Annotated in this window: 22 protein-coding genes and 1 pseudogene; 8 read left to right on the top strand and 15 right to left on the bottom strand. The window is 69.4% G+C overall.

Annotated features, from left to right (window positions below; translation table 11 throughout):
• Window positions 1-61 precede the first annotated feature (61 nt).
• Window positions 62-1,687, top strand: coding sequence for a GTPase family protein (locus tag NHG85_RS19890; RefSeq protein ID WP_370363039.1), 1,626 nt, complete (start codon window positions 62-64; stop codon window positions 1,685-1,687).
• On the opposite strand, the gene NHG85_RS15835 is transcribed toward NHG85_RS19890, so the two are convergent.
• The 11 genes from NHG85_RS15835 to NHG85_RS15885 form a co-directional block, all read right to left on the bottom strand.
• Window positions 1,675-4,041: an aldehyde dehydrogenase family protein gene (locus NHG85_RS15835; protein ID WP_253334080.1), complete on the bottom strand. Its 2,367-nt coding sequence runs from the start codon at window positions 4,039-4,041 to the stop codon at window positions 1,675-1,677. The genes NHG85_RS19890 and NHG85_RS15835 overlap by 13 nt on opposite strands.
• 13 nt (window positions 4,042-4,054) lie before the next feature.
• Window positions 4,055-5,047 carry a deoxyribose-phosphate aldolase gene (deoC, locus tag NHG85_RS15840; RefSeq protein ID WP_253334082.1) on the bottom strand — a complete coding sequence of 331 codons (993 nt, stop codon included), beginning with the start codon at window positions 5,045-5,047 and terminating at the stop codon, window positions 4,055-4,057.
• Window positions 5,048-5,138: 91 nt separating this feature from the next.
• On the bottom strand, window positions 5,139-5,393 hold the full coding sequence (locus tag NHG85_RS15845) for a DUF1289 domain-containing protein (RefSeq protein WP_253334084.1): 255 nt from the start codon (window positions 5,391-5,393) through the stop codon (window positions 5,139-5,141).
• On the bottom strand, window positions 5,394-5,555 hold the full coding sequence (hemP, locus tag NHG85_RS15850) for a hemin uptake protein HemP (RefSeq protein WP_253334149.1): 162 nt from the start codon (window positions 5,553-5,555) through the stop codon (window positions 5,394-5,396).
• Between the two features lie 156 nt (window positions 5,556-5,711).
• Window positions 5,712-6,674: an aldose epimerase family protein gene (locus tag NHG85_RS15855; protein WP_253334086.1), complete on the bottom strand. Its 963-nt coding sequence runs from the start codon at window positions 6,672-6,674 to the stop codon at window positions 5,712-5,714.
• Window positions 6,671-7,534, bottom strand: a complete 864-nt coding sequence (locus NHG85_RS15860) for an SMP-30/gluconolactonase/LRE family protein (RefSeq protein ID WP_253334088.1) — start codon at window positions 7,532-7,534, stop codon at window positions 6,671-6,673. The genes NHG85_RS15855 and NHG85_RS15860 overlap by 4 nt, the downstream gene beginning before the upstream one ends.
• The gene (locus NHG85_RS15865; protein ID WP_253334090.1) at window positions 7,531-8,136 is read right to left on the bottom strand and encodes a 2-dehydro-3-deoxy-6-phosphogalactonate aldolase; all 606 of its coding nucleotides are present in this window, start codon (window positions 8,134-8,136) and stop codon (window positions 7,531-7,533) included. The genes NHG85_RS15860 and NHG85_RS15865 overlap by 4 nt, the downstream gene beginning before the upstream one ends.
• Window positions 8,133-9,023 (bottom strand): 2-dehydro-3-deoxygalactonokinase, encoded by an 891-nt coding sequence (locus tag NHG85_RS15870; RefSeq protein WP_253334092.1) that lies wholly within the window; start codon window positions 9,021-9,023, stop codon window positions 8,133-8,135. Before NHG85_RS15870 ends, NHG85_RS15865 begins: the two co-directional genes overlap by 4 nt.
• Window positions 9,020-9,793 (bottom strand): SDR family NAD(P)-dependent oxidoreductase, encoded by a 774-nt coding sequence (locus NHG85_RS15875; protein WP_253334094.1) that lies wholly within the window; start codon window positions 9,791-9,793, stop codon window positions 9,020-9,022. Before NHG85_RS15875 ends, NHG85_RS15870 begins: the two co-directional genes overlap by 4 nt.
• A 105-nt stretch (window positions 9,794-9,898) precedes the next feature.
• On the bottom strand, window positions 9,899-10,258 hold the full coding sequence (locus tag NHG85_RS15880) for a DsrE family protein (protein ID WP_253334096.1): 360 nt from the start codon (window positions 10,256-10,258) through the stop codon (window positions 9,899-9,901).
• A gap of 77 nt (window positions 10,259-10,335) precedes the next feature.
• Window positions 10,336-11,715 (bottom strand): aminotransferase family protein, encoded by a 1,380-nt coding sequence (locus NHG85_RS15885; RefSeq protein WP_253334098.1) that lies wholly within the window; start codon window positions 11,713-11,715, stop codon window positions 10,336-10,338.
• Window positions 11,716-11,871: 156 nt separating this feature from the next.
• Here NHG85_RS15885 and NHG85_RS15890 point away from each other — a divergent pair, with 156 nt between their 5' ends.
• Genes NHG85_RS15890 through preA form a run of 3 tightly spaced genes read left to right on the top strand, consistent with a single transcriptional unit; the run spans window position 11,872 to window position 14,909 of the window.
• Window positions 11,872-13,209, top strand: coding sequence for an NAD(P)-dependent oxidoreductase (locus NHG85_RS15890; protein ID WP_253334105.1), 1,338 nt, complete (start codon window positions 11,872-11,874; stop codon window positions 13,207-13,209).
• Window positions 13,210-13,213: 4 nt separating this feature from the next.
• On the top strand, window positions 13,214-13,600 hold the full coding sequence (locus NHG85_RS15895; RefSeq protein ID WP_253334112.1) for a VOC family protein: 387 nt from the start codon (window positions 13,214-13,216) through the stop codon (window positions 13,598-13,600).
• Between the two features lie 4 nt (window positions 13,601-13,604).
• On the top strand, window positions 13,605-14,909 hold the full coding sequence (preA, locus tag NHG85_RS15900) for an NAD-dependent dihydropyrimidine dehydrogenase subunit PreA (protein WP_253334114.1): 1,305 nt from the start codon (window positions 13,605-13,607) through the stop codon (window positions 14,907-14,909).
• Window positions 14,910-14,920: 11 nt separating this feature from the next.
• Here preA and NHG85_RS15905 read toward each other — a convergent pair whose 3' ends face one another.
• Window positions 14,921-15,553 (bottom strand): TetR family transcriptional regulator C-terminal domain-containing protein, encoded by a 633-nt coding sequence (locus tag NHG85_RS15905; protein WP_253334116.1) that lies wholly within the window; start codon window positions 15,551-15,553, stop codon window positions 14,921-14,923.
• Window positions 15,554-15,726: 173 nt separating this feature from the next.
• Here NHG85_RS15905 and NHG85_RS15910 point away from each other — a divergent pair, with 173 nt between their 5' ends.
• From NHG85_RS15910 to galE, 4 genes are all read left to right on the top strand, one after another.
• On the top strand, window positions 15,727-16,977 hold the full coding sequence (locus NHG85_RS15910) for a Zn-dependent hydrolase (protein ID WP_253334118.1): 1,251 nt from the start codon (window positions 15,727-15,729) through the stop codon (window positions 16,975-16,977).
• Between the two features lie 83 nt (window positions 16,978-17,060).
• Window positions 17,061-17,534, top strand: a complete 474-nt coding sequence (locus tag NHG85_RS15915) for a hypothetical protein (protein WP_253334120.1) — start codon at window positions 17,061-17,063, stop codon at window positions 17,532-17,534.
• Between the two features lie 149 nt (window positions 17,535-17,683).
• The gene (gene hydA / locus NHG85_RS15920; protein ID WP_253334122.1) at window positions 17,684-19,141 is read left to right on the top strand and encodes a dihydropyrimidinase; all 1,458 of its coding nucleotides are present in this window, start codon (window positions 17,684-17,686) and stop codon (window positions 19,139-19,141) included.
• Window positions 19,142-19,217: 76 nt separating this feature from the next.
• Window positions 19,218-20,252 carry a UDP-glucose 4-epimerase GalE gene (gene galE / locus NHG85_RS15925; RefSeq protein WP_253334130.1) on the top strand — a complete coding sequence of 345 codons (1,035 nt, stop codon included), beginning with the start codon at window positions 19,218-19,220 and terminating at the stop codon, window positions 20,250-20,252.
• A gap of 5 nt (window positions 20,253-20,257) precedes the next feature.
• Here the strand turns inward: galE and NHG85_RS15930 are convergent, their stop codons facing one another.
• The 3 genes and pseudogenes from NHG85_RS15930 to NHG85_RS15940 all read right to left on the bottom strand — a co-directional run.
• A complete protein-coding gene (locus NHG85_RS15930; RefSeq protein ID WP_370363041.1) occupies window positions 20,258-22,162 on the bottom strand; it encodes a polysaccharide biosynthesis protein in 1,905 nt (634 codons plus the stop codon).
• Between the two features lie 128 nt (window positions 22,163-22,290).
• Entirely contained in the window at window positions 22,291-22,962 is a 672-nt protein-coding gene (locus NHG85_RS15935) for a sugar transferase (RefSeq protein ID WP_253334147.1), read from the bottom strand.
• A pseudogene (locus NHG85_RS15940) lies at window positions 22,959-23,235 on the bottom strand (NAD-dependent epimerase/dehydratase family protein); the annotation flags it as partial. The gene NHG85_RS15935 and the pseudogene NHG85_RS15940, both read right to left, overlap by 4 nt.

Below are 23,235 nucleotides of genomic sequence, written 5' to 3' on the forward strand. Positions count from 1 at the left end.
CTGTCTCCGAGGCCGAGCTGCGCGCGCTCTACCGCGACGCGCTGCGCCGGGCGGAGCGCCGGTGAAGCCGCGTCCGCTGGCCCGGCTGCGCGGCGCGCTGCTGCGCTGGGACAGGCTGCTGATCGCCCTCTCGCTGGCGCTGCCCTTTCTCGTGCCCTTCCTGCTCGGCTTTCTTTGGCTGACCGAGCACGATTGGCTCCTCCCTTACTTGGGCGTGTCGATCGGCGTCGCGGCGCTGGCCTTTGCGATGCGCTGGTTCGCCCGGCGCCGTCCGGGCGGCGGGCAGGCACCCTCGGTGCTGATGGGCGAGATGAAGGTCGAATCCGATCCCGTCTGGACCGAGACCGAACGCGAGACCTTTCGCGCCGCGCGCCGGAGGATCGAGCGCGAGACGGCCGAATCCGTGGCCTGGACCGATCTGCCCGATCTGGCGCTCTCGGTGATCGACGACGTCGCCAAGGGCATGGGGCAGGAGGACCGCAAGGCGCTCGATTTCACGCTGCCCGAGGCGCTCTTGCTGACCGAGCGCGCCGCCTCGCGCTACCGCGATCACCTGCGCCGCCACGTGCCCTTCTCGGACCGGATCTCGCTGCACACGATCCACTGGATCTGGAAGCACAGGGGGCGGGCGCAGCTCGCCATGGACGCGGCCTTCGCCGGGCACCGGGTGCTGCGCTTCGCGCTCAACCCGGCCAAGGGCGTGATGCGCGAGGTGGAATGGCTGATGGCGGGCGGCAACACCGCTTATCTCGGCACGCAGATGATGGGCGTGTTGCAGGCGGTGCTGCTGGAGGAGGTGGCCCATGCGGCGGTGGAGCTTTATTCCGGGCGGCTGCGGTTTTCGGATGCGGAGCTGTTGCAGTTCCAGCTTGAGGAGACCCGGGCCGACCGCGCGCGCCTCGCGCAGCCCGACGCGCCGCTTCGGGTGCTGGTGCTGGGGCAGGTCAGCGCCGGGAAATCGACGCTGATCAACGCGCTTCTGGGCGAGGATCGCACCGAGACCGACATGGCCGCCACCACCGAAGGCATCATGGCCTACGAGGCGGCGATCGACGGCACCGATTGCCTGCTGCTGGACAGCCAGGGCCTCGACGGCAGCGAGGCGCGGCAGCGGCAGCTGCTCGACGAGATGACGCAAAGCGACATGGTGCTATGGGTGCTGCGCGCCAACCGGCCCGGCCGGGCGGCGGATGTGGCGCTGCGCGAGGCGTTCGAAGCGTGGTTCACCGAGCATCCCGATCGCCGACGCCCACCTCTTCTGACGGTGGCGACGGCGGTGGACCGGCTGGCCGCCGAATGGCCCTATCCCGAGCACCAGATGCCCACGGAGGTGCGCGACCGGATCGGTGTGGCGATGGATGCCATCGCGCAGGACATGGGCGGCCTGCGCCCGCGCCCGGTAAGCGCGCAGGAGCCCGACTGGAACCTCGACGCGGTGCGCAGCGCGCTTTCCGGCGCGGTGAGCGAGGCCCTGCTGGTGCAGCGCAACCGCCTGCGGCTCGCGGCGGCGCGTCATGCCCGCGCGGGCGACACGCAGATCGCGCGCTCGGGGCGGGGCCTGTGGCAGGGGGCGAAGCTCGTCGGCGGCAAGTTTCTGGGCCGTCTGGGCGGAAACGAAGACGCCCGGCCTGAGGCCGGGCGCGGTGAGGATGCGAAGCCGGAGCCCCCCGAGGATCACTCGCCGTAGGGCACCCAGATGTTCTTGATCTGCGTGGCGCGGTGCAGGAAGCCGCGACCCTGGCCGTCCTTCGACAGCCAGTCGCGCGCGGCCCCGTCCTCGACCCAGGACTGCTTGAGGTTGCCAGCCGAGGCCTTCTCGATCATCCGACCGCCGTCCTTGGTGCCGAAATACCAGATTCCCGCCACGTCGTCGTGCTCGGCCAAGGTCTTGGCCAGCGCGTCGCGCTCGCCCGCCACGATGTTGACCACGCCGCCCGGCAGGTCGGAGGTGTCGAACACCTGGTAGAGATCGGTCGCGGCCAGCGGGTGCGTCTGGCTCGGCAGGGCGATCACCGCGTTGCCCATGGCGATCGCGGGCAGCACGAGGCTGACGAAGCCCAGAAGCGGCTGCGCGGTCGGGCAGGCGATGCCCATCACGCCCAGCGGCTCGTGCATGGCCAGCGTCACATGCGCGCTCTTGGTCTGGTGCACCGCGCCGTCGAACTTGTCCGCCTGCGCCGCGTACCAGAAGGTGCGGCGGATCGCGGTCTCGACCTCGGCCTGCGCCGCCGTCTTCGAGGCGCCGAAGGAGGTCAGGCGCTCGGCGAACTCACCCGCGCGCGCCGAAAGGTTCTCGGCCAGGTAGTAGAGCACCTGCGCGCGGTTGTGACCCGTCGCCTTGCCCCAGCCTTTGGCCTTGTGCGCCGCCTCGACCGCGTTGCGGATGTCCTTGCGGTTGCCAAGACCCGCGAGGCCCACCGGGCCGTTCGGGCCGGAGACCGCGTAGGAATAGCCCGAGTCGGGCCGCGCCTGCTTGCCGCCGATGTAGAACTTGGCAGTGCGGTCGATCCGTGCGCCCGCGCCGGGCAGCGCTTCGCCGGGCTGGCCCACGGGGGCCGAGGGCGCGGCCTCGGGTTTGCGGGCCTTGGGCTTGGGATGGGCGAGATAGGCCATCATGCCCTCGCGCCCGCCCTCGCGGCCAAAGCCGCTCTCGCGGTAGCCGCCGAAACCGGCGCCCGCGTCGAACACATTGGTGCAGTTGATCCAGACCACGCCCGCCTTCACCTGCGCCGCGATGTCGAGGCAGAGATTGACGTTCTCCGACCAGATCGAGGCGGCGAGGCCGTAGCGGGTGTTGTTGGCCAGAGCCACCGCGTCCTCTGGGGTGCGGAAGGTGGTCACGGTCGCGACGGGGCCGAAGATCTCCTCGGTCGCCAGGGTCGAGGCGGGCTCCACCTTCATTGCAATGGTCGGCGGAAAGAAGCAGCCCTCGGGGGCCGTGCCCTGCACCAGCTCCGCGCCTTCGGAGACGCCCTTCTCGATGAGCCCCTTGATGCGTTCGAGCTGCATCGGGTGGACGATCGCGCCCATGTCGGTGTTCTTGTCGAGCGGGTCGCCGACGCGCAGCTGACGCATCCGCTTCTCCAAGAGATCCTCGAAGCGCTTGGCCACGCTCTCGGCCACCAGCACGCGTGCACCGGCGCAGCAGACCTGGCCCGCGTTGAACCAGATCGCATCCACCACGCCTTCGACCGCGGCATCGAGATCGGCGTCGGCGAAAACCACGAAGGGCGACTTGCCGCCGAGCTCGAGCGTCAGCGACTTGCCCGTGCCTGCGGTTTCGCGGCGGATGCGGCGACCCACCTCGGTCGAGCCGGTAAAGGCGATCTTGTCGAGGCCCTCATGCGCGACGATCGCGGCGCCCGTGCGCCCGTCGCCGGTGACGATGTTGAGCACGCCCTTGGGCAGGCCGACCTCGGCCGCGATCTCGGCAAAGGCGAGTGCCGTGAGCGGCGTGTATTCGGCGGGCTTCAGCACCACGGTATTACCGGCGGCGAGGGCCGGGGCGACCTTCCATGCCAGCATCAAAAGCGGGAAGTTCCACGGGATGATCTGGCCGCAGACGCCATGTGGTGCTGTGCCCGGAAGCTCGTCCTCCATGATCTCGGCCCAGCCGGCATGGTGGTAGAAGTGGCGCGCGACGAGCGGCACGTCGGCGTCGCGGCTTTCGCGGATCGGCTTGCCGTTGTCGAGGCTTTCCAGCACGGCCAGAAAGCGCGCGTGTTGCTGCACGTGGCGGGCGATGGCGTAGAGATACTTGGCCCGCTCGTGGCCCGACAGCGATGCCCATCCGGGCTGGGCTGCGCGGGCGGCGCGCACGGCGGTGTCGACGTCGTCCTCGCTGCCTTGGGTGACCGAGGCCAGCAGCTCGCCCGACGCGGGGGCGCGCACCTCGAACAGCTCACCCGGCGCGGTGAAGGCGCCGTCGACGAAATGGCCGAAGCCGGTCTCGTGCTTCTTGAGCCAGTCGCGCACGATGGCGCTGTCCTCGGGGGCGGTGCCGTAATCCATGGTCGCGAGAATGTCCGTGATCGTGTTCATGACGCGCTCTCCCTCAGGCCAGCGAATGACGATGGGCGGCGGCGTAGCGCCCGGTGACGTGGTGCTCCAACTGACGTTCGATATCGCCCAGCATCGAAGAGGCCCCGAGCCGGAACAGGTCGGGCTGGAGCCAGTCGTTGCCCAACTCTTCCTTCATCAAATACTGCCAAGCGAGCGAGTCCTTGGCGGATTTCATGCCGCCCGCGGGCTTGAAGCCGACGCGGTGGCCGGTGGCGTCGCCGTAATCGCGCAGCGCCCGCACCATGGTGAGCGAGACGGGCAGGGTGGCGTTCACGCCCTCCTTGCCGGTCGAGGTCTTGATGAAGTCCGCGCCCGCCTGCATCGCCACCATCGAGGCGGCATAGACGTTGCGCAGCGTCGCGATGTCGCCGGTGGCGAGGATCGCCTTGAGATGCGCCTTGCCGCAGGCCTCGCGCATCGCCGCCACCTCGTCGTAGAGTGCGGCCCAGTCGCGCTTGAGCACATGCTCGCGGGTGATGACGATGTCGATCTCGTCGGCGCCCTGATCGACGGTCCAGCGGATCTCCTCAAGCCGCAGGTGCAGCGGCATGAGCCCTGCCGGAAAGCCGGTGGCAACCGAGGCCACGGGAATGCCCGTGCCGCGCAGCGCCTTCACGGCATGCGGTACCATGGTCGGATAGACGCAGACCGCGCCGGTGGTGAGGCCCATCTCGGAGAGGCCCAGCCCCTCGACGATGCGCGGCGCAAGCGGTTGGCGCGCCTTGGCGCAGAGCCTTTGCACCCGGCCTTCGGTGTCGTCGCCCGCCAGCGTCGTCAGGTCGATGCAGCGGATCGCGTTGACCAACCATGCGGCCTGGTAGGTCTTCTTGACCGAACGGCGGGTGGTCAGCGTCGCGGCGCGGCGCTCGGCGGCCGAACGGTTGACGGCGCGGCCCTCGAACATCGCCGCGTCGAGCGGGGTGCCGAGGTTGCGGGGGTGGTTCGAAAGGCTTTCGGGCTGGTCTGGCAGCGCGGCTGTGGTCATCGGTCGGGCTCCGGCCATGAAGGTGGACCCGGAATGTCTAACAGATAACATTGATCTGCCTAGGGCGTCGCGACGGCACCCGTCCCAAAGGTCAGGCTGCTTTCACGGGCTCCGGCGGCTCCACGCCCTTTTTCGCGCAGCGTTTTGCATAAGCCGCGTCCCAATGCCGGTAGCCGCCCATCACCGCCTGCTGCGCCATCACCAGCGTCACGAAGGCCCGCCGCGCCTTGCCTTTCTTGGCCAGCTTCGACAGCGCCTTCTGCTCGCGGGTCATCGAGCAGCCGATGCAGTGATCGCCGCGCCTGAACTTGCACACGCCGATGCAGGGGGAGGGCAGCTTGGGCATCTACTTGGTCAGGATCAGCTTGCCCGCGCGGGTGATGCGCAGAACGTAGCTCTGCCCGTCGAGGGTGATGCGGGCGCGGATGCCGTCCGCGGTCAGGGCGCGGGCGTCGTACACGGGCAGATCGGCCTCTTCGGCCCGAACGGGGTTGGGCAGGGCGGTCATGGGCGTCATGGCAAACTCCTCGGTCGCGGGTGGCGCGGCTGACCCCGGTCGGGCTGGCATGCGGTCAAGGCAAAGCTGATTAAAACAATCGGGTTTGTCAATCGGCTGTAGAGGGCTTTGGCTCGATCCATGCCCTCAGGCGGGATGCCAAGCCTGTCAGCTGGCGGCGAAGCGCCATTCGGTGACCTGCCGGAACGTCTCGCCCGGCGCGAGGCGAAAGCTCGGAAAGGCCGGGTGATGCGGCGCGTCGGGCCAGCGCTGCGCCTCGATCGCGAGGCCCGCATGGGCGGCAAGACCGGCCTTGTCGGTGTCGCGTCCGTCGTAGACCTGCAGCCCCGGCGCGGTGGTGGCCACGCGCAGCGAGATCCCGCCGCCGGTCAGCTCCAACACCTCGCGCAGTGCCGCATCCTCCAGCGACAGGCAGAAGTTGTGGTCGAGCGGCGGCTGGCCGGGCGCGAGGGGGCGCGGCGCGCGAAAGTCATGCGCGCTCCCGGCGCTGGGCGCGATCTCGCCGGTGGGCAGCGATTCGTCGTCGGTGGGCAGCCAGTGCTCGGCGGCGACGCGCAACAGGTGCCCTTGGATCGTCGGTGCGCCGGCCAGGTTCCAGTAGCTGTGATTGACCGGGTTCATCAGGGTCGGCTCGTCTGTGGTGGCGCTCAGCTCCAACCGTAGCGTCGCGGGCGCATGGAGCGACCAGCGCGCTTCGATCCGGCGATTGCCGGGAAAGCCGTCGCTGCCATCGGGCAGATCGACGGCGAGCGTGGCGGCATCGGCGGACGCCTCGACCACATCCCAGATCTTGAACTGCGTGCCGTGCCTGCCCGAATGGAGAAGCGCGCGGTGGTGGTTGGCGCTGAAACGGTATTCCGCGCCGTCGATGGTGGCGCGCGCGCCTGCGATGCGGTTGGCGACGGGACCGACGATGGCGCCGAAATACCTCATCGCCCCGTCATAGTCGGAAAGCGCGTCCGAGCCGAGCGTCAGGTTGCGCTCCACACCGTCGAGCCGCACCGCGTGCAGGATCGAGCCGCGCGTCAGCAGATCGACCGAAAGCCCGTGCCCCGAGAGCGGCAGGCGATGCACGTCGCGGCCCGACGTGTCGGTGCCGAAGCGGATCACAGGATCACCCGGTGTTCCCTCTGCCCCGGCGCCACGGCGCGGGTGACGAAGGTGCGGCCCGAATCCGGGGCCCTGGCGATATCGGTTTCCTCCAGCCCGGCGGTGGCCGAGGTCAGGTAGAGCGTCTTCATGTCATCTCCCCCGAAGGCCGGGCAGGTGACCTGCGGCGCGGTGGGGCAGGGGTGAACGCCGATCTCGCGCCCCTCGCGATCATAGCCTGCGAGCCGGGAACTGCCCCATTGCGCGCTCCACAGCGTGCCTTCGGCGTCGACCACCGCGCCGTCGGGGTTGTGGCCCGAGCGCTTGAGGTCGACGAAGACCTCCGCCTCGCCCACGGGCCAGCCGTCCCCATCCGTGCGCTGGCGCATGATCATGCCGGTCGGCGTGTCGGAGTAGTGGAAAAAGCCGCCTTCGGGTGGAAAGCAGATGGCGTTGGGGATGGTCATGCCCGGGCGGATCTGCCGCAGCTCGCCCCGGTAGTAGCGGTAAAGCGCGCCTGCGTTCACCTCTCCGTCGATGCCCATGGTGGAGACGTAGAAGCCGCCATGCGGATCGGCCCGCCCGTCGTTGGAGCGGGTGACGGGGTTGTCGCTGTCGAAATCGCAGATCACCTCCTGCCGCCCGGTTTCGATCTCGAACCGGAGCAGCGCCTTGTTGGTGGCGACCATGAGCGTGTCGCGGTCGATCCAGCCCGCGCAGGAGGGCATGTCCTCGAACAGCCAGTGCTGACCCGGCGTGTGCAGCCGCCGCCCCAAGATGTCGAACCAGAAGAGCTGCTCGCGCTCGGGGTGCCACAGCGCCCCTTCGCCCAGCACGCAGGAGGTGTCGTCGAAGACTTCGAAACGGGATAGCTCGGTCATGCCACGGCCTCGTCATAGACGGCGACGATCTCTCGCGCGCGTGCCGCAATCTCCTCGGTGGACAGCCCCGGCGTGTAGAGCGCGGTGCCCAGCCCGAAGCCGTCCGCCCCGGCGGCGATCCATTCGCCAAAGTTCGACGCCCCCGCGCCGCCCACGGCGTAGATACGGGCTTCCCTGGGGTAGACCGCGCGCATCGCCTTGAGACCATCGGGGCCGATCAGGCTGGCCGGAAAGAGCTTGAGCCCGGTGGCGCCCGCGGCCAGCGCGGCAAAGCCCTCGGTCGGGGTCATCACGCCGGGCCAGCTTTCCATCCCGGCGGCGATGGTGGCGCGGATCACCTCCGTGTCCATATTGGGCGAAACCGCGAGCCTGCCGCCCGCTGTACGCAGCTCCTCGACCTGCGTGGGCGTCATCACCGTGCCCGCGCCGATCAGCGCGCGCGCGCCGCAGGCCTCGGCCATGGCGCGGATGCTTTCGAAGGGGCGGGGCGAATTGAGCGGCACCTCGATCACGGTAATGCCCGCCTCGATCAGCGCATGGGCGGCGGCGACGGCCTCCTCGGGGGTGATGCCGCGCAGAATGGCGATCAGCGGTCGGGTCATGCTTGCGTCCTTTTCTTCCATGCGGCGGTGAGCCCCGCCAGCGTGGCGGCGGTGGCGTTGGCTTGGGTGGCGGGCGCGCCCTGCGCGCCCAGCGCCCGGACATAGAGCGAGGCGAGGCCGCCTGCGCCGATCACGCCGATCTGCTGGCCGAGCCAGTAGGGCTTGGCCGCCGCCAGTTCCGCCCCGATCAGAAGGCCCGAGAGCCGCGAGCGGGCCTGCGCGCCGTCCTGCCCGTGCAGGATGTCGGCGGCGCGGATGGTGAAGAGCGCCGCGGCCAGCCGCTCGGGGCGCGACAACGTCTCAGCCACGCCCGCATCGAACGCCGCCTCGTCCCAGCCCTCGGCGGGGATCGAATGGCGCAGCACGGTATGGGCCGAGAGCGCCGCGAACAGCTCCCCGGTCATGAAGCTGCGAAAGCTCACCACCTCGCCGGCGCTGACATGCGCCCATTTGGAATGGCTGCCGGGCAGGCACAGCACCCCGTCCCAGCCGGGGTTGAGCGCGAGGAAGCCCGCGATCTGCGTCTCCTCGCCGCGCATCACGTCGGCCGGGTCCGATTGCGACAGGCCGGGGATGATCCAGGCGTCGAGCCGACCCGGCACGGCGGTGAGCGCGGGCGAAAGCGGCGGGCAGGGGACGGGCGCATAGGCCGCCTCGGCCCAGCCCTGACGCGCGCCGACCATGCCGCAGGCGATCATCGGCACGCCGCCCTCGCCGAGCCAGTCGGCGCAGGCCTCGCGCAGCACGGGTTCGAACTCGTCCGGGTCGAGCCGGCCCATGCCGCGGTCGGAGACGCGCTCGTCCAGCACCGTGCCAGAGGCGCTCATCGCCCAGGCGCGCAGATGCGTCGTGCCCCAGTCGAGCGCGATCCAGTCGGGGCGGCTCATCCTGTCATGCTCACGCCCGCGTCGATCACCAGCATCTGGCTAGTGACCATGCGCGAGGCCCGCGAGGCGAGAAACAGCACGCCGCCGACGAGATCCTCGGCCTGCATCAGCTCGGGCAGGCATTGCTGCGCGCGGTGCCGCTCCTGCGCCTCGGGCGTGGCCCAGAGTTCTTTTTGCCGCTCGGTCATTACCCAGCCCGGCGCCACGGCATTGATGCGGATGTCGCGGCCGCCCCATTCGCGCGCGAGGCTGCGGGTCAGCCCCATGATCGCGGCGTTGGAGGCGACATAGGGCGCAAGGCGCGGCACGCCCATCAGGTAGCTGCCCGAGGACATGTTGATGATCGCGCCGCCGCCCGCCGCCTCCATCATCGGCGCGACCTTCTGCGCGGCGAAGAAATAGGGCTTGAGGTTCAAGTCCAGACAGGCGTCCCACTCGGCCTCGGTCAGATCCTGCGCATCGAAGCGCGTGTCGTTCGCGGCATTGGAGACCAGCACCGTGACCGGGCCATGGGTGGTGGCGGCGGTGTCGATCGCGGCCATCAGCGCGGGCGTGTCGGTCACGTCGCCCTGGATGACGAGCGGGCGGTTGCCGGTGCGCGCCTCCATCGCCTCCACCGTCTCGCTCGCATCGGCCTTGTCGAAGAAGGCCACGCGCGCGCCCTGGCGCAGGAAGCCCTCGACCAGCGCGGCGCCGATGCCGCTCGCGCCGCCCGTCACGAAGACCGAGGCCTCCTTGAGGTCGGGATGTATCGCTTCTGCGCCCGTCATCTGGCTCTCTCGCTGCTGTTTCGCGGTGAGGGCAGAGTGTCACCACGGCGGCGCCGGACACAAGGGGGCGGACCACATTCCGGACAGCGGTTTCACATATCGGGATCAGTAGCTCAGCACGGTGTCGGCCGCATGGGCGAGATCGACAAGCACCTCGGGCATGGCGAACTCGGCCGGGTGGGCTTCGAGCAGCCCGTCGTCATAGCCCCGTGCCTTGGCCGACATGCCCGAGACGCGAAACCGCGCGCCCGCCTCGGCCAGCCCGGTCAGGTGATCGCCGAGACGCCCCGTGCCCGCCCCTTCGAGCCCGGCATGATCGGCGGCCAGCAGATGCACCCCGTCGCCCGCGAAGAACACGGTCACCTCGTGGCCCTTGCGCGCGGCGGTGAGGGCGACGAGGCAGCCCAGTGTCGCCTTGTTGGGATCGGCGGGGCCGGTGTGGATATGCACGAGAAAGCGCGGCATGGCGGGTCTCCTTGTGATGCGCCCGGCGGATCGGGGCTTCAGGAGACCGCCATCATGGCGAGTCGGTCAAGCGCGGCTCAACCGGCGACCCGGCCCAGCGCGCCGTCGACCGCGGCGAGGATCTCGTCGATCTCCGCCTTGCCCGCGATCAGTGCGGGCGCGAACAGCAACACGTTGTTGAAGCCCGGCACCGAGCGGTTGGTCGCGCCGATGATCACGCCCTGCTTGAGGCAGTCGGCGACCACAGCCTGCACCAGCGCCTCGGCGGCAGGCGCGCGCGTGCCGCGGTCGGCTACCAGCTCGGCCCCCGCGAAAAGCCCCTTGCCGCGCACATCGCCGATCAGCGCGTGCTTCTCCATCAGGCCGCGCAGCCCCTCCTGCAGGTAGGCGCCCATGCGGGTGGAGTTGTCGAGCAGGTTCTCCTCTTCGAGGATGGCGAGGTTCTCGAGCGCGGCGACAGGGCCCGAGGCGCAGCCGCCGAAGGTCGAGATGTCGCGGAAATGCGCCATCGGATCGGAGGCGTCCTTGAATTTCTCGAACACGGCTTCGGTGGTGACGCAGCAGGAGATCGCGGCGTAGCCCGAGGCCACGCCCTTGGCCATGGTGACGATATCGGGCTTCACGCCGAACTGCTGGTAGCCGAACCAGGTGCCGGTGCGCCCCATGCCGCAGACCACCTCGTCGATATGCAGCAGGATGTCGTATTTCCGGCAGATCTCCTGCACCTTCTCCCAATACCCCTCGGGCGGCAGGATGATGCCGCCGCCGGCGGTGATCGGCTCGAGGCAGAGCGCGCCCACCGTGTCGGGGCCCTCGCGCAGGATCACCTCCTCGATCGCCTCCGCGGCCCGGACGCCGTAGTCCTCGCCCGCGAGCCCGTCCTGCGCCCGGTACTCCAGGCAATGCGGCACCATCACGAACTCCGGCACGAAGGGGCCGTATTGCGCGTTGCGCTCCATCTGCCCGCCCGCCGAGAGGCAGGCGATGGTGGTGCCGTGGTAGTCGCGCTCGCGGTAGAGGATCTTGGACTTGCGACCGCCGTGATGCTTATGGGCGATCTGGCGCACCATCTTGAAGGCCTTCTCATTGGCCTCCGAGCCGGAATTGGCGAAATAGACCCGCGACAGCCCCGGCATCTTGGCGATCAACGTCTCGGCAAAGCGGGCGCCGGGCACGGTGCCCTGCGCGCCCGCGAAATAGCACATCTTCACCAGCTGATCGCGCACCGCGTCGGCGATGCGCTCCCGCCCGTAGCCGACGTTGACGGTCCAGACGCCGCCCGAGACGGCATCCAGATGCTCGCGGCCGGTGATGTCCCACACCCGCATCCCGCGCCCCTCGACGATGATGCGCGGATCGGTCGTCTCCAGCGCGCGGTGCTGGATCATGTGGTGCCAGACATGGGCGCGGTCGGCCTCGATGACGCGGGCGGGGTCGTTGTGCATCAGATCGTCCATGGGGGCCCTCGCTGGCAGGTGTCGCGCCCACTCTGCCCGCGCGGTCGTGGCGGTCAAGGAAAACAGGATTCACGCGGCGCTCAAAATTTACCGTTTGGGAAAAAAAGAAACCGTGTCAGGCTCGGTCCAACGGAATGCCGCCACGGGGGACGTCTCATGCCTGCCCAGCCACAGACCGGCCAGCCCGGCCCCATTGCCGGACGCCTGAGCGCCGACGCCCTCGCGGAGAATTTCGCCGATCTGCATCCGCCGCTGAGCGCGCATGAGGCACGGGTCGCCGCCGATCGCTGCTACTTCTGCCACGATGCGCCCTGCGTGACGGCCTGCCCGACCGAGATCGACATCCCGCTCTTCATCCGCGAGATCCAGGGCGGTCGCCCCGAGACGGCGGCGCGCGAGATCTTCGAGGCCAACATACTGGGCGGCATGTGCGCCCGGGTCTGCCCGACCGAGGTCTTGTGCGAGGGGGCCTGCGTGCGCGAGGCGGCCGAGGGCAAGCCGGTCGAGATCGGCCTGCTGCAACGCCACGCCACCGACAGCCTGATGGCACGGCAGGGACATCCCTTCACCCGCGCGCCCCGCACCGGCAAGCGCGTGGCGGTGGTCGGTGCGGGGCCGGCGGGGCTTGCTTGCGCGCATCGGCTGGCAAGGCACGGGCATGACGTCGTGATCCACGAGGGTGCGCCCAAGCCCGGCGGGCTCAACGAATACGGCATCGCCGCCTACAAGTCGGTCGACGACTTCGCGGCGCGCGAGGCGGCATGGATCATGGGGATCGGCGGCATCGAGCTGCGGCACGGCCAATGGCTCGGGCGCGAGGTGACGCTCGACGCGCTGCGCGAGGACTACGACGCCGTCTTTCTCGGCATCGGCCTGGGGGACGTCAACGCGCTGGGTCTCGAGGGGCCCGAGGTCGAGGGGATGCATGACGCCGTGACCTTCATCTCGGCGCTGCGGCAGGCCGATGACTTGGCGAGCTTGCCGATCGGCCGCGACGTGGTGGTGATCGGCGGCGGCATGACGGCGATCGATTGTGCGGTGCAGGCCAAGGGGCTGGGCGCCGAAAGCGTGACGCTGGTCTATCGGCGGTCGCGCAGCAAGATGGGCGCCAGCGGTTTCGAGCAGGATCTCGCAGCGCGGCGCGGCGTGCGGCTGATCTTCGAGGCGGCGCCCGTGGCGGTCGAGGGAGAGGGGCGGCTATCGGCGGTGGTGTTCGAGCGGATGGCCGAGGGGCCGGGCGGGCTCTTAGCCACCGGTGAGCGCTTCACCCTGCCGGCCGACCAGATGTTTCGCGCCGTGGGGCAGCGATTGGGCGACGCGAGCGGGTTGAAAACCGTACAGGGAAAAGTTGTGACGCAGGGTAGCGGCCGCACCACCATGGACAAGGTCTGGGCCGGGGGAGACTGTGCAGCGGGCGGCGACGACCTGACCGTCACGGCCGTGGCGCAGGGTCGGGATGCCGCCGAGGACATTCACAGCACACTGACGGGCTAAACAAATGGCATTCACGGGCATCTTCATTCTACCGATTCCGGTCGACGACCAGGATCGCGCGCTGACCTTCTACCGCGAAAAGATCGGCATGGAGGTCGCGCTCGACGCCGAGCTCGACGACGACTGGCGCATGATCATGATGAAGCTGCCGGACACGCAGACTAAGATCCAGTTCGCCCGGCGCCACGAGGTCAGCTTCTCCGAAGAGGTGCCCGCGCTCTATCTCGAATGCCCCGATGTCGATGCCGAGGCGGCACGGCTGAAGGAGCAGGGGGTGCATTTCGTGTCGAATCCCACCGAGCTGCCCTGGAGCGACACCGAGCGCTTCGCGATGTTCCGCGACAGCGAGGGCAACACCATCGTGATGCACGCCACCCCACCGAAAGGATGATGAGATGGCCGACCTGACCACCCGGTTCCTGGGCATCGAGAGCCCCAACCCGTTCTGGCTTGCCTCCGCGCCGCCGACGGACAAGGAATACAACGTCCGCCGCGCCTTCGAGGCCGGCTGGGGCGGGGTGGTCTGGAAGACGCTGGGGGCCGAGGGGCCCCCGGTCGTCAACGTCAACGGCCCGCGCTACGGCGTGGTGCACGGGGCCGACCGGCGGGTGCTCGGCCTCAACAACATCGAGCTGATCACCGACCGCGACCTCGAGACCAATCTCGAGGAGATGGCGCGGGTGAAGGCCGACTATCCCGATCGCGCCCTGATCGCCTCGATCATGGTGCCCTGCGAAGAGGCGGCGTGGAAGGCGATCCTGCCGCGCGTGGCCGAGACCAACGCCGACGGGATCGAGCTGAACTTCGGCTGCCCGCATGGCATGAGCGAGCGCGGCATGGGCTCGGCGGTGGGGCAGGTGCCCGAATACATCGAGATGGTCGCGCGCTGGTGCAAGCAGTATTACGACCGCCCCGTCATCGTGAAGCTCACCCCCAACATCACCGACATCCGCAAGCCGGCCGAGGCCGCGCGGCGCGGCGGCGCCGATGCGGTGAGCCTGATCAACACCATCAATTCGATCACCGCGGTCGATCTCGACCGGATGGCGCCCGAGCCCACGATCGACGGCAAGGGCAGCCACGGCGGCTATTGCGGCCCCGCGGTGAAGCCGATCGCGCTGTCGATGGTCTCCGAGATCGCGCGGGCCGAGGCGACGCGGGGGATGCCCATCTCGGGCATCGGCGGCATCACCACCTGGCGCGACGCGGCGGAGTTCATGGTGCTCGGCGCGGGCAACGTGCAGGTCTGCACCGCCGCGATGACCTACGGCTTTCGCATCGTCGAGGAGCTCTGCGCCGGGCTGTCGGACTGGATGGACGAAAAGGGCTACCGCTCCACCGCTGATTTCGTCGGAAAGGCCGTGCCCAACGTCACCGATTGGAAGAACCTCAATCTCAACTACGTCGCCAAGGCGCGGATCGACCAGGATCTCTGCATCAAGTGCGGGCGCTGCTATGCCGCCTGCGAAGACACCAGCCATCAGGCGATCGCGATGACGCCCGACCGGGTGTTCGAGGTGATCGACGCCGAATGCGTCGCCTGCAACCTGTGCGTCGATGTCTGCCCGGTCGAGAACTGCATCGAGATGGTGCCGATGGAGGCGGGCCGCGTCGATCCGCGCACCGGCCGCGTGGTGTCGCCCGATCATGCCGACTGGACCACCCACCCCAACAACCCGATGGCGCAGGCTGCGGAGTAGACCCCGGGAGCCTAGGTCCGGTCTGCCGGGGGGGCGGCGGGGTCGAGCACCGCGCCGAACACGCGCTCGAGCCAGGCCTCGGCGGCGGGAAAGGGGTCGGTCTCGCCCATGATCGCGTGCAACTGCACCTCGAAATCGGCGTAGTGCTGGGTCAGCGCCCAGATCGAGAAGATCAGATGGTGCGGATCGACCGGGGCGATTCGTCCCTCATCTGCCCATTTCGCGATCAACTCCGCCTTTTCGTCGACCAGCGCCTTGAGCGTGCCTTCGAGCACCGGCCGGGCGCGCGGCGCGCCTTGCAGGATCTCGTTGGCGAAGAGGCGGCTTTCGCGCGCGTGGTCGCGGCTCATCTCGAGCTTGCGGCGCACGTAGCCCATGATCTGTGTGCGCGGCTCGCCCTCGGGGTCGAGCGCCCGCAGCGGCGCCAGCCACAGCTCCATCAGGTTTTCGAGAATCGCGAGATGCAGCGCCTCCTTGGAGCGGAAGTAGTAGAGCAGGTTGGGCTTGGAGAGCCCCGCCACCTGCGCGATGCGGTCGAGCGTCGCGCCGCGAAACCCGCGCGCGGCGAAAACCTCGAGCGCCGCGTCGAGGATCACCGCGCGGTTGCGCGCCTGGATGCGGGTCTGCGGAGGGGTGTCGTTCATCTGCCGGTCCTGATCGGTGGGGCGGCGCGCCGCGACAGCCGCGTCGCGCTCCCTCGTCGCCGGTCCCTGGCCCCCGGGCGCAGCCCGTGCTTGACTGGTGACGGCGCTTTGATAGCGTGAATTTTACCGGGCGGTCAAATCGATGCGCCGCCCCGATCTGCAGGAGACGCCCCATGTCCGCACCCGGCGAGAACTTCAGGATCGACGGCGCGCGGCTTTGGGACAGCCTGATGGAAATGGCCAAGATCGGCCCCGGCGTGGCGGGCGGGAACAACCGCCAGACCCTGACCGACGCCGATGCCGAAGGCCGCGCGCTTTTCGCCAAATGGTGCGCCGACTCCGGGCTTTCGATGGGCGTGGACGCGATGGGCTCGATGTTCGCCCGCCGCGAGGGCAGCGACCCCGAGGCGCTGCCGGTCTATGTGGGCAGCCATCTCGACACCCAGCCCACGGGCGGAAAATACGACGGCGTGCTCGGCGTGCTGGCCGGGCTCGAGGTGATCCGCACCCTCGACGATCTGGAGGTGACGACGCGCCGCCCGATCGTGGTGGTCAATTGGACCAACGAGGAGGGCACGCGCTTTGCCCCGGCGATGATGGCCTCGGGCGTCTTTGCAGGGCGGCATAGGCTCGACTGGGCCTATGCGCGCGAGGATGCGGAGGGAAAGCGCTTTGGCGACGAGCTGGAGCGGATCGGATGGAAGGGCGAGGAAGAGGTCGGTGCACGCAAGATACACGCCCTTTTCGAATTGCATATCGAGCAGGGGCCGATCCTTGAGGCCGAAGACAAGGAGATCGGCGTGGTGACCCATGGGCAGGGTCTGTGGTGGCTGGAGGTCCGGCTCACCGGCAAGGAGAGCCATACCGGCTCCACCCCGATGCACATGCGCGTCAACGCCGGGCTCGGCATGGCGCGGATCACCGAGGCCGTGCACCGCATCGCCATGGCGCACCAGCCCGAAGCGGTGGGCGCGGTGGGGCAGGCGAATGTCTGGCCCAATTCGCGCAACGTGATCCCCGGCCGGGCGGTGTTCACCGTCGACATCCGCTCGCCCGACGCAGCCAAGCTCGCCGCCATGCGCGCCGAGGTCGAGGCCGAGGCGAAGCGGATCGCGGAGGAACTGGGGCTGGGGCTCGAGATCGAGCCCACGGGGCATTTCGAGCCGGTGACCTTCGATCCCGGTTGCGTGGGCATGGTCCGCGCCGCCGCCGAGCGGCTGGGCCACGCGCATCGCGACATCGTCTCGGGCGCGGGGCACGACGCCTGCTGGATCGCGGGCATCGCCCCCACGGCGATGGTCATGTGCCCGTGCAAGGATGGGCTGAGCCACAACGAGGCCGAGGAGATCACGCCCGATTGGGCGGCGAAGGGCGCGGATGTGCTGCTGCACGCGGTCATCGAGGCGGCGGAGGTGGTCCGGTGAGGGGCCCCAGGCGTGACGGCAGGCTTGACCTGCCCCCCTTCCGGCCTCTCTGGATCGGGAAGTCGAAGTTTCAGGAGAGTCCGATGCCCAGAATGACCCGAATGCTGCCCGTGCTGGCGCTGCTGCCCCTGCTGGCCGCCTGCGAGGAGCTGACCACCGTCGCGGTCGAACAGCCGGCCCCTGTCTTTCCTGCACCGGCTCCCGCGCCTGCGCCGACGCCCGCGCCGGAGCCCTCGGCGCGTCTCTCGACCCCGGCCCCCGTGGCCTCCGCCCCGATTGCCAGCGCCGCGCCGACCCCGGCACCCGCAGCACCCGCGCCGGGCCCGGAAGCGGTGGTCGCCTCCGCTCCGCAGGAGAACGTCTCGGCTCCCGCCGTGGTGCTCGACGCGCTGCTGCCCGGCACCCCGCCCTCGGCGGTGTTCCAGAACGGCGACGGCTGCTACCTGTTTTCGATCGAACGCACCGAGCCGCTGAGCGGCTACCCGGTGCGCGATTCCGCCGGTGCGCCCCTGTGCGAGAACGACGACGGCACCGTGGGGCCGCGCCCGGCCAGCTGATCCGAGGGCCCAAAGGGGGCGATGCCGGCCGAACCCGCGCCGCCGCCCCCCGACCGTCCGCCGACCCTTTCGAGCCGGGGCGCCTTTGAGCCTCGGGACGCGCCACGGCCCCCGCAGGCGGGGCCGGGCCTGACACAGAGGGAAACGGCATGGGCTCCACGGTCATCAGGAACGGCACGATCGTCACGGCGGATCTCACCTACGAGGCGGATCTGCTGATCGAAGGGGGCCGGATCACCGCGATCGGCCGCGGCCTGACCGGCGACGAGGTGCTCGACGCCACGGGCTGCTACGTGATGCCCGGCGGGATCGACCCGCACACCCATCTGGAGATGCCCTTCATGGGCACCCATTCGACCGACGACTTCGCCTCGGGCACCCGCGCCGCCATCGCCGGCGGCACGACCATGGTCGTCGATTTCGCGCTGCCCAGCCCCGGCCAGAGCCTGCTCGATGCGCTCAAGACATGGCACAACAAGTCGGGGCAGGCGGCCTGCGACTATTCCTACCACATGGCGATCACCTGGTGGGACCGGCAGGTCTTCGACGAAATGGAGACGGTGGTGCGCGATCACGGCATCACCAGCTTCAAGCATTTCATGGCCTACAAGGGCGCGCTGATGGTGAATGACGACGAGCTCTTCGCCTCCTTCTCGCGCTGCGCCGAGCTGGGCGCGATCCCGATGGTGCATGCCGAGAACGGCGACGTGGTGGCCGAGCTTCAGGCGCGGCTTCTGGCCCAGGGCAACACCGGCCCCGAGGCGCATGCCTATTCGCGGCCCTCATCGGTCGAGGGCGAGGCCACCAACCGCGCCATCATGATCGCCGACATGGCAGGCGTGCCGCTCTATGTGGTCCACACCTCCTGCGAGGAGGCGCATGAGGCGATCCGGCGGGCCAAGATGCAGGGCAAGCGGGTCTGGGGCGAGCCGTTGATCCAGCACCTCATTCTCGACGAGAGCGAATACGCCCACCCCGACTGGGACCACGCCGCGCGCCGGGTGATGAGCCCGCCGTTTCGCGACAAGCGCCATCAGGACAGCCTCTGGGCCGGTCTGGCCTCCGGCACGCTCTCGGTCGTGGCGACCGATCACTGCGCATTTACCACCGAGCAGAAGCGCAACGGGGTGGGCGATTTCACCAAGATCCCGAATGGCACCGGCGGGCTGGAGGACCGGATGCCGCTGTTGTGGACGCATGGCGTCGGCACGGGACGGCTCACGATGAACGAATTCGTCGCCGTCACCTCGACCAACGTCGCCAAGATCCTCGGCTGCTACCCGAGAAAGGGCGCGATCCTCGTCGGTGCGGATGCCGACATCGTCGTCTGGGATCCGCAGAAGGAAAAGACCATCACCGCCGCCGCGCAGGCCTCGGCGATCGATTACAACGTCTTCGAAGGCCAGCGGGTGAAGGGCCTGCCACGCTACGTGCTGAGCCGCGGCCATGTCTCCTTGCGCGACGGCGCGCTCGACACCCATGAGGGCCACGGCGAATTCGTCGCACGCGCGCCGCAAGGGCCGGTGAACCGGGCGCTGTCCTCGTGGAAGGTGCTGACCGCGCCGCGCCCGGTGGCGCGTTCGGGCATTCCGGCCAGCGGCGTCTGAGCTTTGCCGCATCGCGGCACTGGTGGTGCGCGACCCGGTCGGATAGCCTCGCGGGGCAGCGATCTGGAGGCATGGAATGCGGGTACTGGTGACGGGCGGGGCGGGCTACATCGGCAGCCATACCCTCGTGGAGCTTCTCGAGCGTGGCCACGAGGTGGCCTGCGTCGACAATTACTCCAACGGCACGCCCGAGGCGTTGCGCCGGGTCGGTGAGCTGGTGCCGCGCGGCGCGCTGGAGGCGCATGAGGCCGATATCCGCGACACCGCGGCGCTCGGGCGGGTCTTCGACGCCTTCCGCCCCGAGGCGGTGATCCATTTCGCCGGGCTCAAGGCCGTGGGAGAAAGCGTCGAGAAGCCGGTCGCCTATTACGACGTCAACGTCTCGGGCACGCTGTCGCTGCTGCGCGCCATGGAGGCGGCGGGCTGCGGGCGGATCATCTTCTCTTCCTCGGCTACGGTCTACGGCGAGCCGGTGTTCCTCCCCTACACGGAGGAGCACCCGCTCGCGCCGACCAGCGTCTATGGCCATACCAAGCGCTTCGCCGAGCAGATCCTCACGGATTGGGCGGCGGCGCGCCCCGGGGCCGCGGCGATGCTGCTGCGCTACTTCAACCCCGTGGGCGCCCATGCCTCGGGCCGCATCGGCGAGGACCCGGCCGGCATTCCCAACAACCTGATGCCCTTCCTCGCGCAGGTGGCGACGGGGCGGCAGGCAAAACTGCGGATCTTCGGCGATGATTACCCCACGCCCGACGGCACCGGCGTGCGCGACTACATCCATGTCGTCGATCTCGCCCGCGCCCATGTCGCGGCGCTCGATCGCGCCCGCGGGATCGAGGGGACCGAGACCTACAACATCGGCACCGGGCAGGGCTACTCCGTGCGCCAGATGCACGCGGCCTTCTCCAAGGCGGTGGGCCGGGAGCTGCCGGTCGAGGTGCTGCCGCGCCGGGCCGGCGACATCGCCGAGATGCAGGCCGATTGCACCCGCGCGGCGCAGGCGCTGGGCTGGCGCGCCGAATACGGGGTCGAGGCGATGGCGCGCGACCTGTGGCATTGGCAATCGGCCAACCCGCAGGGCTATGCCACCGCGCAGACGCAGGACGCGTAAACGGCTCAGGTGGCCGGGATCTGATCCCGGCTTTCGATCCGGGGGACGGGGCGATCGATGAGCGCCCTGCCGCCTTCGACCCAGCGGGCCACCACGGCGCGAAGCGCATCGTCATCGCTCTCGGCCACGGCCGCGCGCAGCGCCTTCATCCCGGCGGCGACCTCGATCTCGCTCAGATGCGCCTCGCGCGCCAGCATGATCTTGGGGTGCGGCGTGCCGATCTGGTTCTCGCCGATCAGCAGCTCCTCGTGCAGCTTTTCGCCCGCCCGCAGCCCGGTCAGCCGGATCTCGATGTCGCCCTCGGGGTTCTGCTCGTCGCGCACCTTGTAACCGGCGGATTCGATCATCTGCCGCGCAAGATCGTAGATCTGCACCGGCGCGCCCATGTCGAGCACGAAGACGTCTCCGCCGGTGGCGAAGGTGCCCGCGACGAGCACGAGGCGCGCGGCCTCGGGGATCGTCATGAAGTAGCGCGTCACCTCGCGGTGGGTCAGGGTGACGGGGCCGCCCTTGCAGATCTGATCGTGAAACAGCGGGATCACCGAGCCCGAGGAGCCGAGCACGTTGCCGAAGCGGACCATGGAGTAGATCGTCGTCTTGGAGCGGTTGGCGAGATCCTGCACCACAAGCTCGGCCATGCGCTTGGAGGCGCCCATCATGTTCTTGGGGCGCACCGCCTTGTCGGTCGAGATAAGGATGAAGCGCGCCACCCCCGCCTCGCCGGCGGCCTGGGCGAGGGTGTGGGTGCCCAGCACGTTGTTGGCAAAGCCCGCCACCGGATTCTGCTCGACCAGCGGCACGTGCTTGTAGGCGGCGGCGTGCAGCACGATTTCGACCTCGTGGTCGGCCAGCACCCGGCGCACCAGCGGCGCGTCGCAGACCGACCCCAGCACCGGCACGATCTCCACCCGCAGGTCGAGCGCCAGCGCCGAAAGCTCCTGGTCGAGCTTGTAGAGCGCAAGCTCGGACAGCTCGAACAGCACCAGCCGCCGCGGACGGCAGGCGAGGATCTGACGGCACAGCTCGGAGCCGATGGAGCCGCCCGCGCCCGAGATCAGCACCGCGCGGCCGCGATAGGTCTCCGAGCCGCCGGGCAGCTCGGCATCGAGCGGCGCACGGCCGAGGAACTGCCCCGGTACCACCGGGCGCAGCTGCTCGACGAGCGGCACGCCATTGCCGGCCAGCTGCGCGAAGGAGGGCAGGGTCTGCACGTCCAGCCCCTTGTCCTCGAGCTGCCGCGAGAGCTGCGCCAGCCGGGCGCGCGGCACCGACGGCATGGCCAGAAGCACCCGGTCGATCCGCTTGGTGCGCACCAGCCGCGCGATCGCGGCGGGGGCATGCACGTGCAGCCCCTGCATGATCGCGCCCTGAAGCATCTTGTTGTCATCGATATAGGCCACGGGGCGGACCGTCTCGTCGGTCCTCAGCGCGGCGACGAGCTGCTGACCCGTGCGCCCGGCGCCGTAGACCAGCACGCGCAGCTTGGGCTGCTGGCGATAGGCGTTCAGCACCAGCTTGAGCATCACCGCCCGGCTGCTCACCGCCAGCAGCAGATAGACCATGGAGAAGGTGACGAAGGTGGCACCGGGCGTGTTGCCGCCGCCCGCCCGCTCGATCAGCCAACCCGAAAGCCCGAGGATCGCCGCATGCGCCGCCGACAGCGCGATGGCCCGGCTTTCATAGGCCTTGAGCTGCACCCGGTGGATGTTCATGCCGATCTCGACCAGGGCGCAGACCGCCATGAGCACCGGGATGAGCAGCCAGTTGCGCATCATGTGGCTGCTGTCGGGAAACGCGTTGAGCTGCAGCGCCATCGCCAGCAGCATCGCCACCGGCACCAGCAGCACGTCGTTCGTCAGGATCAGCCATTGCTTGGTGGCGCGTGACAGGCGCGTGATGATGCCGAGCATTTCCATCGCCTTGCCCACTTTATCGAAAAAGCCGTCCCACGCAGTCCCGTCCCGTGCGACCGCTTTCGTCATTCCCGCTCGCATCTCAGAAAAACCGTTCACAGAGTTATCCGACGTGACGTCATAAATCAATCATCCTTGGCGGGAACCCGCCGAGGCGGCCCCACGGGCCGGGCGCTGCGCCGCTGTGGCAGCACGGTTCTTGCTGTCTGGGCAAGCAACCACAGGTCGAAACACGGGGTGACGTGACGCTGGTACACAAGGTCGAGCCGGGCCTTGCGCGGCACGCAGCGGCGCCGATAGACCGCGTCGGTCTCCTCCGCCGAGCGGCAGGCCGCAAGCAGCCGCTCCTCGGTCGCGTGGTAGCGCAGGCTGGCAAGCCCGGTGATCCCCGGCCGCGAGCGCAGCACCTGCGTATAGAGCTCGGGAAAGGCCTCGACATAGACCCGCAGGGGCGGGCGCGGCCCGACGAGGCTGATGTCGCCACGAATGACGTTCCACAGCTGCGGCAGCTCGTCGGCCCGGCTGCGCCGCAGCAGCCGATGCAGCCGCGACATGCGGGCCGACTTGTCGCCGCCGGTCACCCCGGTGGCGCGGCTGCCATAGGCGGCAGGGCGCATGGTGCGCAGCTTGATCAGGCCGAAGGCCTCGTGCGGCGTGCGCATCCGTTCGGCCACGTAGAAGATCGGCCGCCCCTCGAAGGCCAGCAAAAGCAGCACCAGAACCAGCAGCACCGGCCAGAGCAGCGCCAGCAGCAGCAGCGACACGGCAAGATCGAAAAGACGCTTGGAACGGGTCATGCGAGGGTCCAGCCGGCCATGCGCGCCTCGGCCATCAGCCCCGGCGCGGTGGCGGGCGCGACGGCACCGATCGATGCCGCAAGGCGCGAAGTGTCGAGCCGCGTGCGCGGCAGGGCCGTGGACGGGGCGGCACGCCAGCCCCAGCGCGCGCCCGCGCAGGTGAGGATCTCGTCCATGCCGACCGCGCCGGGCTGGGCGAGATTGAGCACGGGCGGCAGCGTCTCGGTCGCGCAGAGCGCGTCGAGCGTGCGGGCCAGCGTCAGCGGCCCGAGA

Source organism: Limimaricola litoreus (genome assembly GCF_024159025.1).
Classification (GTDB): domain Bacteria; phylum Pseudomonadota; class Alphaproteobacteria; order Rhodobacterales; family Rhodobacteraceae; genus Limimaricola; species Limimaricola litoreus.

Bases quoted from the DNA above. Each gene is read 5' to 3' on its own strand.
- NHG85_RS15935 (WP_253334147.1), bottom strand. From the start codon at position 22,962: ATGACCCGTTCCAAGCGTCTTTTCGATCTTGCCGTGTCGCTGCTGCTG.
- NHG85_RS15915 (WP_253334120.1), top strand. From the start codon at position 17,061: ATGCCCAGAATGACCCGAATGCTGCCCGTGCTGGCGCTGCTGCCCCTG.
- hemP (WP_253334149.1), bottom strand. From the start codon at position 5,555: ATGACCGCCCTGCCCAACCCCGTTCGGGCCGAAGAGGCCGATCTGCCC.
- NHG85_RS15890 (WP_253334105.1), top strand. From the start codon at position 11,872: ATGCCTGCCCAGCCACAGACCGGCCAGCCCGGCCCCATTGCCGGACGC.
- NHG85_RS15860 (WP_253334088.1), bottom strand. From the start codon at position 7,534: ATGACCGAGCTATCCCGTTTCGAAGTCTTCGACGACACCTCCTGCGTG.
- NHG85_RS15865 (WP_253334090.1), bottom strand. From the start codon at position 8,136: ATGACCCGACCGCTGATCGCCATTCTGCGCGGCATCACCCCCGAGGAG.
- NHG85_RS15880 (WP_253334096.1), bottom strand. From the start codon at position 10,258: ATGCCGCGCTTTCTCGTGCATATCCACACCGGCCCCGCCGATCCCAAC.
- NHG85_RS15895 (WP_253334112.1), top strand. From the start codon at position 13,214: ATGGCATTCACGGGCATCTTCATTCTACCGATTCCGGTCGACGACCAG.
- deoC (WP_253334082.1), bottom strand. From the start codon at position 5,047: ATGACCACAGCCGCGCTGCCAGACCAGCCCGAAAGCCTTTCGAACCAC.
- preA (WP_253334114.1), top strand. From the start codon at position 13,605: ATGGCCGACCTGACCACCCGGTTCCTGGGCATCGAGAGCCCCAACCCG.
- NHG85_RS15910 (WP_253334118.1), top strand. From the start codon at position 15,727: ATGTCCGCACCCGGCGAGAACTTCAGGATCGACGGCGCGCGGCTTTGG.
- galE (WP_253334130.1), top strand. From the start codon at position 19,218: ATGCGGGTACTGGTGACGGGCGGGGCGGGCTACATCGGCAGCCATACC.
- NHG85_RS15845 (WP_253334084.1), bottom strand. From the start codon at position 5,393: ATGCCCAAGCTGCCCTCCCCCTGCATCGGCGTGTGCAAGTTCAGGCGC.
- NHG85_RS15885 (WP_253334098.1), bottom strand. From the start codon at position 11,715: ATGGACGATCTGATGCACAACGACCCCGCCCGCGTCATCGAGGCCGAC.
- hydA (WP_253334122.1), top strand. From the start codon at position 17,684: ATGGGCTCCACGGTCATCAGGAACGGCACGATCGTCACGGCGGATCTC.
- NHG85_RS15930 (WP_370363041.1), bottom strand. From the start codon at position 22,162: ATGCTCGGCATCATCACGCGCCTGTCACGCGCCACCAAGCAATGGCTG.
- NHG85_RS15905 (WP_253334116.1), bottom strand. From the start codon at position 15,553: ATGAACGACACCCCTCCGCAGACCCGCATCCAGGCGCGCAACCGCGCG.
- NHG85_RS15875 (WP_253334094.1), bottom strand. From the start codon at position 9,793: ATGACGGGCGCAGAAGCGATACATCCCGACCTCAAGGAGGCCTCGGTC.
- NHG85_RS15870 (WP_253334092.1), bottom strand. From the start codon at position 9,023: ATGAGCCGCCCCGACTGGATCGCGCTCGACTGGGGCACGACGCATCTG.
- NHG85_RS15835 (WP_253334080.1), bottom strand. From the start codon at position 4,041: ATGAACACGATCACGGACATTCTCGCGACCATGGATTACGGCACCGCC.